Raw genomic sequence first — 13,205 nt, 5'->3', positions numbered from 1 at the left:
CGCCGGCGCTCGTCACGACGGTGAACGGCGCGCGCCGAGCGTGCGTGCCGGCTCCGCTCCGGAAGCCATCCCCCGTCCGATGAAAAACACGCCGCCGGACAACCGGCGGCGTGTCGGCGCAACACGGTCCGTCCGATACTCGAGCGGACATCAGAAGCGATGCCGCACGCCCGCCGCGACGATCGCCTGCCGGTTGTTCGACGACGGCGCGAGCGAGTAGACCGACGCGTTGCCGAGCACCGCGATGCCGTCCGCGCCGCTCACGCGCTGGTACACACCCTCCAGGTACAGATCGGTGCGGCGCGACAGCGCGTAGTCGGCCTGCAGCATGAACTGATTCCACTTCGGCGACACGCTCGCGCCCGCCGTCTCGAAGCGCCCGTCGGTGAACGTGTACGCCCCGCCCACCGACAACATCGGCGTGATCGCATAGCGCGCATTCACCTCATAGTTGTTGAACGTCAGCAGTTGGCCGGCGAGCGGCGCGTACGCGCCGCCCTGCGCGATCTGGCGCGGATCGTCGAGCATCGTGCGCGTGAACACGAGGCCCACCGTCGCGGCGCCGAACGCATAGCGGCCGGCCGCGCCGAGCGTGCGCTGCCGCGCGCCCGTCATGATCGCGTCGCCGTCGGTGCTGCTGAGCGCGCCCCCCGCGTTCTGCGGCGCGTTCACGCCGCCCGGTTGGCTCGATTGCAGATAGGCGAGCGCGAGATCGACCGGGCCGCCCGCCCACGCGGCGCCGACGCTGAATGCATTGTTGTCGCTGAACCCGCCCGCCGCGTTGCTGAACGCGTACGCGCCGCCGAACGTGACGCCGCCGTAGCTCGCGCTGCGGAACTTCACCGCGTTGTTCATCCGCATGTCGTTGTTCAGGTTGTCGTTGTCGAACGGATGATCGGCGATGTTGCCGCCGAATCCGGAGCCGGTCGCGGACAGCGGCGCGACGAAGTCGACGAGAAAGTCGTACTGGCGGCCCATCGTGAGCGTGCCCCATTGCCGGCTGGCGAGACCGACCCATGCCTGGCGGCCGAACTCGTCGCCGCCGTTGCCGAGCTTGCCGTTATCGATGTTGAAGCCGTTCTCCAGATCGAACACCGCGCTCAACCCGCCCCCCAGATCCTCGGTGCCGCGCAGCCCCCAGCGGTTGGTGCTCACGTTGCCGCTTTCCATCATCCAGTTGCCGTGCCCCGCGCCGCCCGCGCCCTTCTGGTTGCTCACGTAATCGATGCCGGTGTCGAGCGTGCCGTACAGCGTCACGCTGCTCTGCGCGTGCGCGGCGGTTGCGAAGGTGCCTGCCAGCGTCAGCAGCGTGATTGCCCATGTCTTTGCCATGTTTCGTTCCGGAAAAAGTAGTCGGTGGTTCACGCATCGGCCAATCCGTTCCGGCGGTTGCCGGAGTTTGGGTCGGCCCGTGATGCGATAGCCGGAATTTAGGCAACGCGAGTGACACTCAGGTGATCGAAACGGCCTGTTTCATGAAGCTTTTTTCATGCTCGGGATGCGGTTCGTTCAGATGCTTTCCGCACGGCGCCGGCACGCTCGCCGGCGGGTAAATTTCTTTTCATCCGACCACTACCGATCCGCCATACCGGGTTGACTATGCTTCCCTTCAACCGAGGTGCGCATGCGTCAATGCCCGCCGCTTCGGCACATCAACCCGATATTGTGAGGATAACGAAGATGAAAGCACTGATGATCGCCATCGCCGCCGTGTGCGCCGCGGCCGCCGTTCCCGCCTTCGCTCAGACGAACGCGTCGTCGACGCAGCAGGTTGCGTCGCTGTCGTCGCCCGGCATGTCCGGCGGATCGTCGCTGGCGCAGGCCGGCGCATGGGTGCCGCCGTACGGGCAGGCGATGCAGGAGAAAACGCGCGCGCAGGTTTATCAGGAGTTGGTGCATGCCGAAAAGGACGGTCAGCTCGCGTATCTGAACTCGACGCTCTACGCGCACTGATGCGCGCCGGACGTCATCCTTCTCCGGCCCGCCGGCGCGTCTGCCGCGCCGGCAACCGCCGGCTGCACGCCTGAGCGCGCAGCGCAGCGGATGCTCCGCACGCCGATCCATCCGGCGCATCGCACCTGCCACGCGCCCGTTTCCCTCTCCCCGTCCGATGAAGAATCACACCCTCCTCAAGCGCCTCGCGCGGCTCGCCCTCGCGGGCCTTGCGGCCGGCGCACTGCTGTCCGGCTGCGCTACCGCCCGCCCGAACGGCCCCGGCGATTGCGTCGGGCCGCCCGACTTCTGCAACGTGTTTTTCGGTTCGTAGCGTTCGACGCGTCAACGCCGCAGGCACGCCGCCCCTCAGGGCGGCGTGCCTGTTTCGTCTCCGGCCGGCCGAGCGTCAGAACGTGTGACGGATACCCACACGCCCGACCATCTGCTTGCCGTTCGACGACGGATCGAAACCGGCGATCTGCGCGAGCGCACCGCCCGTCGCATGCTGGTAGATCGCCAGCGCATAAACCGCCGTGCGCTTCGACAGTTCGTACTCGGCGCTCAGGTTGACCTGCTGATACTTCGGCTCTTGTTCGGTCGCGTGATCGCGGCCTTCGGTATAGGTAAAGCCCGCGCCGAAATTGAGCTGGCTCGTCGCCGCGAACGTGCCGGCGAGTTCATAGTTCTGGAACTTCACGTCCTGTCCGTCGTCGCCTTGCTGAAAGTCGACATCGGTGAAGTTGCCCATCAGCTTGAACGCGCCGAGCTGATACGACGCCCCCGCCGCGAAAATACCCTGGCTGCGCGCGCGCTCGAGATAGGTGCCGTACACCGCATTGGTATAGCCGGCGCTGTTCTGATAGCTCTGGATCGATTGCTGCGGATCGTTCACCCGCAGATAGCCGACACCGGCCGAGAACGGTCCGTTGGTGTACGACGCGGCCGCGCTGTAGGCCGCGTTGTTCGAGAACTGCCCGGCCTGTCCGCCGAACGAATACAGCGCTTCGCCCGTGAAACCTCCGATGGTCGGGCTCGTGTACTTCACCGCATTGCTGACCGCGAACCCGTTGTCGAGATTGTCCATGTCGTTCGGGTGCGAGAAGTACCAGCCGCCGTAGGCGTCGTTCAGCGAATACGGCTCGATCAGGTCGACGATCGGATCCCACTGGCGGCCGAAGGTCACCGTGCCGTATGCGTGGCTCGCGAGTCCGACGTACGCATTGCGCGAGAACGCGAGGCCGCTGCCGAGGTTGCCGTTGGTCGAGTTGAAGCCGCTTTCGAGATCGAATACCGCCGCCAGACCGCCGCCCAGATCCTCCTTGCCGCGCAGGCCCCAGCGGCTGCCCGCGCTCACGCCGCTGGCCATCTGCCACAGATGCTGGTCGTTCACGTTGCTCGCGTAGTCGATACCGGTATCCAGCACGCCGTACAGCGTCACGCTGCTTTGCGCATGTGCCGCTCCGGCCGCGCCGACGCACAGCAGCGCGGCGATCGCCCGGTTCAATCCGAAAAGCTTGTTCATTGTCGGTGGTCCTTTTTCATCGTGAACGAATCGTTCGCAATCCTGTTCTTGTCGATTGCGTGGCCGCCAATATATCGACGCAAAATCAAGCCGCACTTGCAATTCAGTCTTTCACTTTTAGTGTTGGGAAATCACGTGAAGGATATTGACGGCGTGCGCCGCCGACCGCCGGAATACCGTCGTCGGCAAGACTGGAAAGGGTCGGGAGCCGCGTCGCGCGTCAGCGCGGCGCGATGGTGATCTGATAGCCGTAGCGGCTGACCGTTTCGATGCGGACGTCGGGGACGAATCGAACCAGCTTGCGGCGCAAGCGCGATACGACGAGGTTCACGCTCGACGGATCGACGTCCTCCTGGTCTTGCCACGCATAGCGAATCAGCTGATCGCGCGGCACGGGCGCGTTGGCCTGGCGCATCAGGCATTCGAGCAGCAGGTACTCGCGCCGCGTGACCGCGAGCCGCCGCTCGCCCTCGACCAGTTCGCGCGTCAGCGCATCGAGCGTCAACCCGCTCGCGCTCGGCACGTGAGGGGCCGCGCGCGCGCCGGCCGTGCGCTGCAGCGCCTGGATGCGCTCGTGCATTTCGATGAACGAATAGGGCTGGCCAAAGCACGCATCGGCGCCCGCGCGCAGCGCGCCGACCCGATCCTGCGCGCTCGCATGGCCGAGCACGACGACGAGCGCCGCGCCGCCGCCGCGCATCGTGAACGACGGCAGCGCGGTGAACAGCGCGGGATAGCCGGCCGGATCGAAGGCCATCGCGACGATGGTATCGAAGTGTTCCTGGCCGGAGAGGAAAGCGCCGTCGCGCAGATCGTCGGCGCGCTGCAGGCTGTGGCCGCTCTCCTGCAGGGCCTTGTACAGCCACGCGGCTTCGGGATGGGGCGCCGTGACGAACAGGATCCGCATCAACGATCCGCCGCGCGGGAAACGGCGGCGCCCGTCACGCGAGCGTCCTCGACCAGCACTCGATCGTCACGCAGGTGCCGGGGTTCGCGCTGTCGATCCGCAGCGAGAAATCGTGCACGTGGATCACCGCCGATACGATGCTCAGGCCGAGCCCCGAGCCCGCCAGATGTCCGGTTCGTTCGCTGCGGTAGCGGTGGCGCAACACCGCGTCGCGCTCCTCCGGCGCGATGCCCGGGCCGTTGTCGACGACGTCGATCTGCGGACCATACGGCGTCTGCCGCAGATCGAGACGCACGACGCCGCCCTCGGTGGTGTACTTCAACGCGTTGTCGAGCAGGTTGCTGAGCGCCTCGAACAGCAACGCGCGATCGCCGTGGATCGTGCCGACCGCGTCGGTGCGCACGACGAATTGGATCGCGCGGCTGTCGGCGAGCGGTTCGAACAGCTGGCCGACATCGTTGACCAGCGCCTGCAGTTCCACCTCGGCGAACCCGCCGCGCCGCTGCAGCGTGCCGATTTCCGAAATGCGCAGCATCGCGCGGAAGCGTCCGAGCAATGCGTCGGTCTCCGCCCGCGCGCGGTCGACCAGGCTCGTGAGCGCCACGTCGTCGAGCGTCGCGGCCCGCTCCGCCGCGTGCGCGAGCAGCGTGTGCACATGCGCGAGCGGTGTGCGCAGATCGTGCGCGATGCCGTCGCAGACGCCCTTGACTTCGTTCATCAGGCGCTCCACTTCGGCGAGCATGTGATTGACGAGATGCGACAGCATGTCGATCTCGTCGCGCCCGCCGATGGGCAGGCGCTGCCCCAGGTCGCCCTGCGCGATGCGCTGCGTGACTTGCCGGATCGCCTTCAGCCGGCGCATCTGCCGGATGCTCAGCGCTAACCCGCCGGCGATGCCGGCCGCGAAGCAGAAGAGGCCGCCGCCCACCAGCGCGTTGATGATCGACTCGCGGATCCGCAGGATGTGGGTCAGATCGCGCGCGAGCACGAGCTTTTCGCCGCCGAAGCGCTGCGCCGCCATCGCGCGCACGATCGGCGCGACCTGGCCGCTGGAGATCTTCAGCGTGTGGTTGAGCGTCATGCCGCTGCGGTCGGTTTTGAGCTCCGGCGGGAACTCCATCACGTCGCCCGCGATATGCCGGCCGTCCGCCGTGAACAGGCCGTAGTAGTTGGTATGCATGCGCTCGTGCTCCAGCCGGCGATGAATCGCGTCGGCCAGCTCGGTATGCGGCATCGAATCGAAGTAGATCATCTGCCATTCGATCACGACGTCGGTCTCGCGCTCCATGTCGTGCGTGATCGCCGTCGCGATGAAGCCGAGCAGCAGCATCACCGATACCGAGAAAGTGACCGCGTAGACGGCGATCAGCCGCGACGTGGTCGAGCGCCGGCGCGGGTTGCGCCTGGCTCGAAGAGTCAGTCAAGGAGGGGGTGCTCACGAAAGGATGTAGCCCGCCCCGCGCACGGTCTGAATCATCGGCTTCGCGTCGGGCGGCTCGATTTTCTTGCGCAGGCGTCCCATGTGGACATCGATCAGGTTGGTGCCGGGGTCGAAGTGATAGCCCCACACCGCCTCGAACAGCATCGTGCGGGTGATGGTCTGGCCCGCGTGGCGCATCATGAATTCGAGTACGCGGTACTCGGTCGGCAGCAGCGCGATCTCGTCGCCGTTGCGGTAGACCTTGCGGGAGATCAGATCGAGCGTCAGCGGGCCGACGCTCAGGCTCGTCTCGGATTGCGCGGGAGAAGCCCGACTGCGCCGCAGCAGCACTTCGAGGCGCGCGGCCATTTCCTCGGGGTCGAACGGTTTCGTCAGGTAGTCGTCGCCGCCCGCGCGCAGACCGCGCACGCGCTCGTCGACGTCGCCGAGCGCGCTCAGCATCAGTACCGGCGTGCGAATCCCGATGCTGCGCATCGTCATCAGGATCGTGAGGCCGTCGACACCGGGCAGCATCCGGTCGAGCGTGATGACGTCGTATTCGTCGCTGATCGCGCGCGCCATGCCGTCCCGGCCGTTCGACACCCATTCGACGGTGAAACCGCGACTTTTCAATTCGCCGACGATTTCATTCGCGGTGATTTCATCGTCTTCTATCGTGAGCACTCGCGACATCGTCGTTCCGCGCGCCGCACTACGTTCGGCCACCGTGTGCGGCCCACGCGGCTGGCTATTCAAGGGCATCCATGTTGCCATATTCGGCTCGTGCTTTCAGCGCGTGACAGCTTGCGTCCTGGGAGAGACCGCACGCTCGTGGCGCAACGGTCGTACGCAGACTACACGCGCGCACGTGGCGCTCGCATATCGGTTTCATTAAAAAAAATTTAAGAAGCGGAGCGGCCGGGACGGCCTGGAGGCGGGCATTCGACGCCGGCCGCGCGGCGGTGCGTCGAACCCGGGCGGCGCGCGCCCGGTATGGCGGGTCGGATGAAGAAAGCGGCGACGGGGCGTTCAGCGCAAACGCGTCCGTCGCACCGCGCCGCGGCGGCGGATCCGGTCAGTCCGTTCGCATCGGCAACCATGCTCGCGTCGATCGCGAACGGCGTGCGCGTTCGCGATCGCCGCGGCAGGAGCCGCCGTCACGTGCTTTGTGCCGCGGTGTCCGTGCGATGCGGCTCTTCCGCGGCGTGCGGCGTTGCCGTGCTTGTCCGGCGCGCGCGATCCTCCGCGCGGTGCTCGCGCTCGACTTTCGCATGCAGCAGAACGGCATCGGCTATCGCCAGCCCCGAGCCCTGGACCTTGGCCTCCGACAGCGCGGGCGCCGCCAGCAGCGCGGCCGTCATCAGGACCGTCATCGTATTGCGCTTCATCATCCGCTCCTTCCACGCCGCGGCCGGTCGGGCGGCCCGGGATTCGCACCGGGCACGGCGCGATCGACGGGCTCGACGATATACCCGTGCGGCTAACCGATCGCGAGCGCGGACGTGAAGGAATGTTTAGCTGCGCGCGCAACCATCGGGCGAGCGAGCATGAAACAAGTTTCATCTGCGCTCTGCCGTTTCGACAACCCCGCTCCTCTAGCCTTCGAGTCGTGATCCGCGCCGCGCACCGGCCGGACTTCCCGCCACCGCCCGGACACGTTCGCCCGGACGACCGACACCAAGGAGCCCTCGATGAAACTCACCCCCCGCGTACTGGCCTGTACGTTCCTGATGGTGCTGGGCACCACGGCTCATGCTGCGCCGAAATTGACCCCGCAGCAATGCACGGACTATCCGTTCGTCCACACCAAGGGCCCCATCACGCATGCGCAGCTGATCAACGAACTGTCCGAACTCGAATCGGTCGGCTACAACCCGGCGGCCGGCGAAGACGACAACTATCCGGACGACATCGACGGCGCGCAGCAGCGCTTGATGACCAAGTACCAGCAGGATTGCCGCGGCGCCGGCAGTTCGGTCGCGGCGAACACGCCCTAGGCATCCCCCGCATCACGAGCGAGATTGGCCGCGCGGGCAGCCTTGCCGCGCGGCTTTTTTTGTGTGACGAATAGTGCGGCGACGCTTGATGCCGACGCTTGATGCCGACGCTTGATGCCGACGCTTGATGCCGACGCTTGATGCCGACGCTTGATGCCGACGCTTGTCGCGCAGCGCGTACCGCGCGATGCGCGACACCGTTCTTTCCCGCGGGCAACGCAACGCGATCGCCATGCCGGGCCGCGCGCGGGCGCCACTCGCCCGCCGCGTTCAGCGCTCCTCGCCGAAGCGCCCGGCCAGCCAGTCGATGAACACCCGCAGCCGCGCCGACAGATGCCTCGAGCGCGGATACAGCACCGAGACCGGGATCGGCGTCGGACGACAGTCCGGCAGCACCGGCACCAGCGCGCCGCGCCGGAAATCCGCTTCCAGCCGGTAGCGCGGCGCCTGGATCAGCCCGAGCCCCGCGCGCGCGGCGGCCGCGTAGGTCTCCGCGCCGGCGACCCTCACCGTCGACGGCAGCATCACCTCGCGGGACTTGCCGTCCACGACGAACTCCAGCGGCAATACCGCCCCGGTCGCCGACGACCGGAAACCGACCATCCGGTGACCGTCCAGCCGATCGACGGATTCGGGCATGCCGTGACGGTCCAGATAGGCCGGCGACGCACAGGTGATTTCGTCCAGCGTGGTCAGCCGCCGCGCCACGAGATCGCTGTCGGCGAGCTTGCCGACCCGCAGCACGCAATCCACGCCTTCGCGCAGCAGATCCACGTAGCGATCGCCTTCGCTGATCTGCAATTCGATATCCGGGTACTCGGCCAGGAACGCGGGCAGCCCCGGCACGACGAAGTGGCTCGCCAGCGTGCCGTGAACGCCGACATGCAGCAGCCCGCGCGGCTTGACGCCCGCGAACACGCTGTCCGCATCCTCGACTTCCGCGATCACGCGCAGGCAGCGCTGGTAATACGCCTCGCCGTCGAGCGTCGGACTGACCTGACGCGTCGTCCGCTGCAGAAGCCGCACGCCGAGGCGGGCCTCCAGCCCCTTGACGGCGTCGGTCGCCGACGAGCGCGGCAACCCCAGATCGTCCGCCGCCTGGGTGAAGCTCCGGCACTCGACGATCCTGACGAACACCCGCATGGCATCGAAGCGATCCATTGTCCGGAATTTCGAATAATGATGCCGATTTATACCCGATTATCTTTCCAACGTGAATAGCTATCGTTGCATCAACCCGCTGATCTCCAGCGGTTCATCAGGAGCCCACACCATGAGCCACGCCAACGAACCGACCGCCAAGGTCGCCCTCGTTACCGGCGCCGCGGGCGGCATCGGCGCCGCCATCGCGGCGCGCCTCGCGCACGACGGCTTCGCCGTGATCGTCAACTACGCCGGCAGCGACACCGCCGCCGAGGCGCTGGTGCGCCGGATCGAGGCAGCCGGCGCACGCGCGTGCGCCGCCCGTGCCGACATCGCGGACCCCGCCGCCGTGACCCGCCTGTTCGATACGGCCGCCGAGGCGTTCGGCGGGATCGACGTGCTGGTCAACAACGCCGGCATCATGGCGCTCGCCCCGCTCGCGGACAGCGACGACACGCAGTTCGACCGCCAGATCGCGGTCAACCTCAAGGGCACCTTCAATACGCTGCGCGAAGCGTCGCGCCGCCTGCGCGACGGCGGACGCATCGTCAACCTGTCGTCGAGCGTGACGACGCTGCTGCAGCCGACCTACGGGGTGTACGCGGCGACCAAGGCCGCGGTCGAAGCGATGACCAGCATCCTCGCGAAGGAACTGCGCGGCCGGCGCATCACCGTCAACGCGATCGCGCCCGGACCGACCGCGACGAAGCTGTTCCTCGACGGCAAGCCGCAGGAACTCGTCGACCGGCTGGCCCATGCGGCGCCGCTCGAACGACTCGGCCTGCCGGAGGATATCGCCGCCGCCGTCGCCTTCCTCGCCGGCCCCGACGGCGCATGGATCAACGGGCAAACCTTGCGGGCCAACGGCGGCATCGTCTGAGCCGGCCCGCCCCCTTCGCGTTTTCAGGAGATCGCTCATGTCCAGGCAAATCATCCTCGTGACCGGCGCGTCGTCGGGCTTCGGCCTGATGACCGCGCGCGCCCTGGCCGCCGCCGGCCACACCGTCTATGCATCGATGCGCGACACGCAAGGGCGCAACGCGCCGCGCGTCGCCGAAGCCGCCCAGTGGGCACGCGAACGGCAAGCCGATCTGCGCACCGTCGAACTGGACGTCCAGTCCGACGCCTCCGCCGCCTCGGGCGTCGCGCACATCCTGCGCGACGCGGGCCGGCTCGACGTGATCGTGCACAACGCGGGCCACATGGTGTTCGGCCCGGCGGAAGCCTTCACGCCGGAGCAATTCAGCCAGCAATACGACGTCAACGTGCTGGGTGCGCAGCGGGTCAACCGCGCCGCGCTGCCGCACCTGCGCGGACAGGGCGGGGCCTTGCTGGTGTGGGTCGGCTCGTCGTCCACCCGGGGCGGCACGCCGCCGTTCCTCGCGCCGTATTTCGCGGCGAAGGCCGCGATGGATGCGCTCGCGGTGTCCTATTCGACCGAGCTCGCGCGCTGGGGCATCGAGACCACCATCATGGTGCCCGGCGCCTTCACGCAAGGCACCAACCACTTCGCGCATGCGGGCACGCCCGCCGATCGGGACGTGGCCGCCGCGTACGAGACCGGGCCGTATGCGGGTGTCGCCGAGCAGGCGCTGAAGGGGTTGAGCGGCCTGGAGCCGGCCGATGCCGATCCGGCGGAAGTCGCGCGGCAGATCGTGCGGGTGGTGGACCTGCCGTTCGGCAAGCGGCCGTTCCGCGTGCACGTCGATCCGTCGCAGGACGGCGCGGAAGTCGTCAACGCGGTGGCGGACCGGATGCGCCGCGAGATGTATGCGGCGATCGGTTTGAAGGATCTGCTGTCGCCCCGCGTGATTGCGTGATTGCGTGATTGCGTGATTGCGTGATTGCGTGAGGACGTGAGGACGTGAAGCGCGATCACGGGCGCACGTGATCGCGCAACCGCGTGATGAAGCAATCGCGAACCGGCGCCCCGGCATCCGGAGGGCGTAACGCCCTCCGGCCGCGCCCGTTCAATACAGCCCGCACCCCGACATCGCGAACACACTCAGCTTGCCCGCTCCCGCCACGCACCCGCTTACGCGCCGTCCGGCACCTTCTGCCGCAGCGTCACGAATTCCTCCGCGGCAGTCGGATGGATGCCGATCGTTTCGTCGAATTGCGCTTTCGTCGCGCCGGCGCGAATCGCGATCGCGATGCCCTGGATGATTTCCGCCGCGTCGCGCCCGACCATGTGCGCGCCCACCACGCGCTGGCTGTCGCGCGCGACCACGAGTTTCATGAACGTGCGTTCGTCGCGTCCCGACAGCGTATGACGCAGCGCCTTGAACGCGGTCTTGTAGACGTCCACCTCGCCGAGCGCCGAGCGCGCGTCCGCCTCCGACCAGCCGACCGTCGCAACCTCCGGCTGGCTGAACACGGCGGACGGCACATAGCGGTGATCCGCGCGGACCGGCTTGCCGCCGAACAGGTTCGCGGCAAGCAGCGCGCCGTCGCGCGTCGCGACCGGGGTGAGCTGCGGGCGCGACGTGACGTCGCCGATCGCGTGAATCGATTCGACGGAGGTGGTCGAGTAATCGTCGACCTTGATCGCGCCGCCCGGCTCGCGCTCGACGCCCGCCGCCTCGAGGCCGAGCCCGCCGCTGTTCGGCGCGCGCCCGGTTGCGTAGAGCACCTCGCCGTACGGACCGTACGTTTCGCCGCCGACCCGCAGCGACAGCGCGCCTTCCGCCGAGCGCGTGAGCGCCTGCACGTCCGCATGGGTATGGATCGCGGTGCCCTGCTTCGTCATCTCGTCGGCCAGGAAGCGCCGCACGTCGTCGTCGAAGCCGCGCAGGATCTGCTCGCCGCGATAGAACAGATCGACCTCGACGCCCAGCCCGTTGAAGATGCCCGCGAACTCGACCGCGATGTAGCCGCCGCCGACGATCGCGATGCGCTGGGGCAGTGCCGGCAGATCCAGCGCCTCGCGCGACGTGATCGCATGCTCGATGCCCGGCACCTTCGGCAGCGTCGGATGCGATCCGGTGGCGACGCCGATGTGCCGCGCGGTGAAGCGGCGGCCGCCGATCTCGACCGCGTGCGCGTCGACGATGGTCGCGCGGCCTTCGTGAATGGCTACGCCCGATTGTTTCAGCAGGTCGATGTAGCGCTCGCTCAGGCGCGCGATCTCGCGATTCTTCGCGGCGATCAGCGCGGGCCACGAAAAAGTGCCGAGGTCGAAGCCCCAGCCGAAGCCGGCGGCGTCCTCCACTTCGTGGCCGTAATGCGACGCGTAGACCAGCAGCTTCTTCGGAATGCAGCCGCGCAGCACGCAGGTGCCGCCGATCTGCTCCTCCTCCGCGATGCCGACGCGCGCGCCGTGCGACGCCGCGACGCGGCTCAGACGCACGCCGCCGGAGCCCGCGCCGATGACAAAGAGGTCGTAATCGAATTCCATGGCGTCGCCTTGTCGAAGAAACGATTACAGGACGATAACAAGAATCCGGCCGTCGTGCGGCGCGTCGCGTCGACGAAAAAAAACGGGAGACTTATCGTCTCCCGTTTTCGTCGCGCGGCATGCCGCGTCCGCTCAGGCCTGCGAGCCGTCGCTGTCGGGCGCCGCCGTGTTGTCGGCATTGTCCGCCGCCTCGTTCTCTTTCTTCTCGACGAGGCCTTCCAGCGCTTCCGCGCCCTTGAAGCCGGCGACCGCTGCAATCCCCTTCGTCAACAGGCCCGCATTCGGATCGACTTTGTCCGTCGCTTCGACCGCCGCCACCGCACCTGCAATCTCGCCTACCGTGTCCAAGATACCCATCGCAATCACCGTTCAGGTTGAATGTGAGCGTGCATGATCGCACGGACCCGCGCCGCATCGCGGCGCTTGTTGTAACAATCCGTAGCGCCCGTAGCGTCGCGCCGATCGGTCAGCCGATCCGGCGCGGCGATCCGGGCGGACATGCCCATCTCAGCCCATCACACGCACACAACATGCGACCCGTTGATCGCAATGCCGGCGCGATGCAGGTTAGCGCAATCCCCTCCGCGCAACTGTCAAACTCTGTTGGAAACTTTTCGGATTCCTTTCGTTTAGCGGGAACCCTCTAGCGTCCGGCGCAATCCCAGCGCTTCCTGTCGGGCAGCTTACTGGCTCGCGCCGGAGGCGGGCGCCGCCGCGTCGCTCGGCTTGCTGCTCACTTCGTCGTCGTCCTTGTTGCTGCATGCCGCGAGCAGCAACGCCGCGCTCAGTGCCGCGACCCACGCGTAACGCTTCATCGTTCCACCCATCGAGACCTCCACGCATCGCATCGCGCGACGGCGGGCGGCGCACCGCCCGCCGTCGCG

General features: G+C 67.4%; 14 protein-coding genes and 1 pseudogene. 5 read left to right on the top strand and 10 right to left on the bottom strand.

Features of this window, described 5'->3' with window-relative positions; all coding sequences use genetic code 11:
* Positions 1-150: 150 nt before the first annotated feature.
* Positions 151-1,332 (bottom strand): porin, encoded by a 1,182-nt coding sequence (locus RZR99_RS10245; RefSeq protein WP_323119639.1) that lies wholly within the window; start codon positions 1,330-1,332, stop codon positions 151-153.
* A 348-nt stretch (positions 1,333-1,680) separates the two neighbouring features.
* On the opposite strand from RZR99_RS10245, the gene RZR99_RS10240 reads away from it, so the two are divergent.
* Complete coding sequence (locus RZR99_RS10240) at positions 1,681-1,953, top strand: DUF4148 domain-containing protein (protein WP_323119638.1); 273 nt, start codon at positions 1,681-1,683, stop codon at positions 1,951-1,953.
* Positions 1,954-2,110: 157 nt separating this feature from the next.
* Positions 2,111-2,266: a hypothetical protein gene (locus RZR99_RS10235; protein ID WP_323119637.1), complete on the top strand. Its 156-nt coding sequence runs from the start codon at positions 2,111-2,113 to the stop codon at positions 2,264-2,266.
* Between the two features lie 75 nt (positions 2,267-2,341).
* Here the strand turns inward: RZR99_RS10235 and RZR99_RS10230 are convergent, their stop codons facing one another.
* The 5 genes from RZR99_RS10230 to RZR99_RS10210 form a co-directional block, all read right to left on the bottom strand.
* Entirely contained in the window at positions 2,342-3,457 is a 1,116-nt protein-coding gene (locus RZR99_RS10230) for a porin (RefSeq protein ID WP_323119636.1), read from the bottom strand.
* Positions 3,458-3,677: 220 nt separating this feature from the next.
* A complete protein-coding gene (locus RZR99_RS10225) occupies positions 3,678-4,364 on the bottom strand; it encodes a response regulator transcription factor (RefSeq protein ID WP_323119635.1) in 687 nt (228 codons plus the stop codon).
* Positions 4,365-4,398: 34 nt separating this feature from the next.
* Positions 4,399-5,694, bottom strand: coding sequence for a sensor histidine kinase (locus tag RZR99_RS10220; protein WP_323119634.1), 1,296 nt, complete (start codon positions 5,692-5,694; stop codon positions 4,399-4,401).
* Between the two features lie 105 nt (positions 5,695-5,799).
* Positions 5,800-6,477: a response regulator transcription factor gene (locus RZR99_RS10215; RefSeq protein WP_323119633.1), complete on the bottom strand. Its 678-nt coding sequence runs from the start codon at positions 6,475-6,477 to the stop codon at positions 5,800-5,802.
* 464 nt (positions 6,478-6,941) lie between these two features.
* A complete protein-coding gene (locus RZR99_RS10210) occupies positions 6,942-7,175 on the bottom strand; it encodes a hypothetical protein (protein ID WP_323119632.1) in 234 nt (77 codons plus the stop codon).
* Positions 7,176-7,475: 300 nt separating this feature from the next.
* Between RZR99_RS10210 and RZR99_RS10205 the strand changes: the two genes are divergently transcribed.
* The gene (locus RZR99_RS10205) at positions 7,476-7,781 is read left to right on the top strand and encodes a DUF4148 domain-containing protein (RefSeq protein ID WP_323119631.1); all 306 of its coding nucleotides are present in this window, start codon (positions 7,476-7,478) and stop codon (positions 7,779-7,781) included.
* 270 nt (positions 7,782-8,051) lie between these two features.
* On the opposite strand, the gene RZR99_RS10200 is transcribed toward RZR99_RS10205, so the two are convergent.
* Positions 8,052-8,942 (bottom strand): LysR family transcriptional regulator, encoded by an 891-nt coding sequence (locus RZR99_RS10200; RefSeq protein WP_323119630.1) that lies wholly within the window; start codon positions 8,940-8,942, stop codon positions 8,052-8,054.
* A gap of 112 nt (positions 8,943-9,054) precedes the next feature.
* Between RZR99_RS10200 and RZR99_RS10195 the strand changes: the two genes are divergently transcribed.
* Both RZR99_RS10195 and RZR99_RS10190 read left to right on the top strand, forming a co-directional pair.
* Positions 9,055-9,804 carry an SDR family oxidoreductase gene (locus RZR99_RS10195; protein WP_323119629.1) on the top strand — a complete coding sequence of 250 codons (750 nt, stop codon included), beginning with the start codon at positions 9,055-9,057 and terminating at the stop codon, positions 9,802-9,804.
* A gap of 37 nt (positions 9,805-9,841) precedes the next feature.
* Positions 9,842-10,744: an SDR family oxidoreductase gene (locus RZR99_RS10190; RefSeq protein ID WP_323119628.1), complete on the top strand. Its 903-nt coding sequence runs from the start codon at positions 9,842-9,844 to the stop codon at positions 10,742-10,744.
* A gap of 215 nt (positions 10,745-10,959) precedes the next feature.
* Here the strand turns inward: RZR99_RS10190 and gor are convergent, their stop codons facing one another.
* The 3 genes and pseudogenes from gor to RZR99_RS10175 all read right to left on the bottom strand — a co-directional run.
* Positions 10,960-12,321, bottom strand: a complete 1,362-nt coding sequence (gor, locus tag RZR99_RS10185) for a glutathione-disulfide reductase (RefSeq protein ID WP_323119627.1) — start codon at positions 12,319-12,321, stop codon at positions 10,960-10,962.
* A 132-nt stretch (positions 12,322-12,453) separates the two neighbouring features.
* Positions 12,454-12,678: a hypothetical protein gene (locus RZR99_RS10180; protein ID WP_323119626.1), complete on the bottom strand. Its 225-nt coding sequence runs from the start codon at positions 12,676-12,678 to the stop codon at positions 12,454-12,456.
* A gap of 326 nt (positions 12,679-13,004) precedes the next feature.
* Positions 13,005-13,205: pseudogene (locus RZR99_RS10175) on the bottom strand (hypothetical protein); the annotation flags it as partial.

Origin of the sequence: Burkholderia alba (assembly GCF_034721475.1) — a bacterium.
Lineage (GTDB): Bacteria > Pseudomonadota > Gammaproteobacteria > Burkholderiales > Burkholderiaceae > Burkholderia > Burkholderia alba.
The sequence above is the reverse complement of the archived record's forward strand: the minus strand, read 5'-3'. Positions and strand labels throughout refer to the sequence as shown.

Bases quoted from the DNA above. Each gene is read 5' to 3' on its own strand.
- RZR99_RS10235 (WP_323119637.1), top strand. From the start codon at position 2,111: ATGAAGAATCACACCCTCCTCAAGCGCCTCGCGCGGCTCGCCCTCGCG.
- RZR99_RS10230 (WP_323119636.1), bottom strand. From the start codon at position 3,457: ATGAACAAGCTTTTCGGATTGAACCGGGCGATCGCCGCGCTGCTGTGC.
- RZR99_RS10190 (WP_323119628.1), top strand. From the start codon at position 9,842: ATGTCCAGGCAAATCATCCTCGTGACCGGCGCGTCGTCGGGCTTCGGC.
- RZR99_RS10225 (WP_323119635.1), bottom strand. From the start codon at position 4,364: ATGCGGATCCTGTTCGTCACGGCGCCCCATCCCGAAGCCGCGTGGCTG.
- RZR99_RS10210 (WP_323119632.1), bottom strand. From the start codon at position 7,175: ATGATGAAGCGCAATACGATGACGGTCCTGATGACGGCCGCGCTGCTG.
- RZR99_RS10180 (WP_323119626.1), bottom strand. From the start codon at position 12,678: ATGGGTATCTTGGACACGGTAGGCGAGATTGCAGGTGCGGTGGCGGCG.
- RZR99_RS10240 (WP_323119638.1), top strand. From the start codon at position 1,681: ATGAAAGCACTGATGATCGCCATCGCCGCCGTGTGCGCCGCGGCCGCC.
- gor (WP_323119627.1), bottom strand. From the start codon at position 12,321: ATGGAATTCGATTACGACCTCTTTGTCATCGGCGCGGGCTCCGGCGGC.
- RZR99_RS10245 (WP_323119639.1), bottom strand. From the start codon at position 1,332: ATGGCAAAGACATGGGCAATCACGCTGCTGACGCTGGCAGGCACCTTC.
- RZR99_RS10195 (WP_323119629.1), top strand. From the start codon at position 9,055: ATGAGCCACGCCAACGAACCGACCGCCAAGGTCGCCCTCGTTACCGGC.
- RZR99_RS10215 (WP_323119633.1), bottom strand. From the start codon at position 6,477: ATGTCGCGAGTGCTCACGATAGAAGACGATGAAATCACCGCGAATGAA.
- RZR99_RS10200 (WP_323119630.1), bottom strand. From the start codon at position 8,942: ATGGATCGCTTCGATGCCATGCGGGTGTTCGTCAGGATCGTCGAGTGC.
- RZR99_RS10205 (WP_323119631.1), top strand. From the start codon at position 7,476: ATGAAACTCACCCCCCGCGTACTGGCCTGTACGTTCCTGATGGTGCTG.
- RZR99_RS10220 (WP_323119634.1), bottom strand. From the start codon at position 5,694: ATGCTGCTGCTCGGCTTCATCGCGACGGCGATCACGCACGACATGGAG.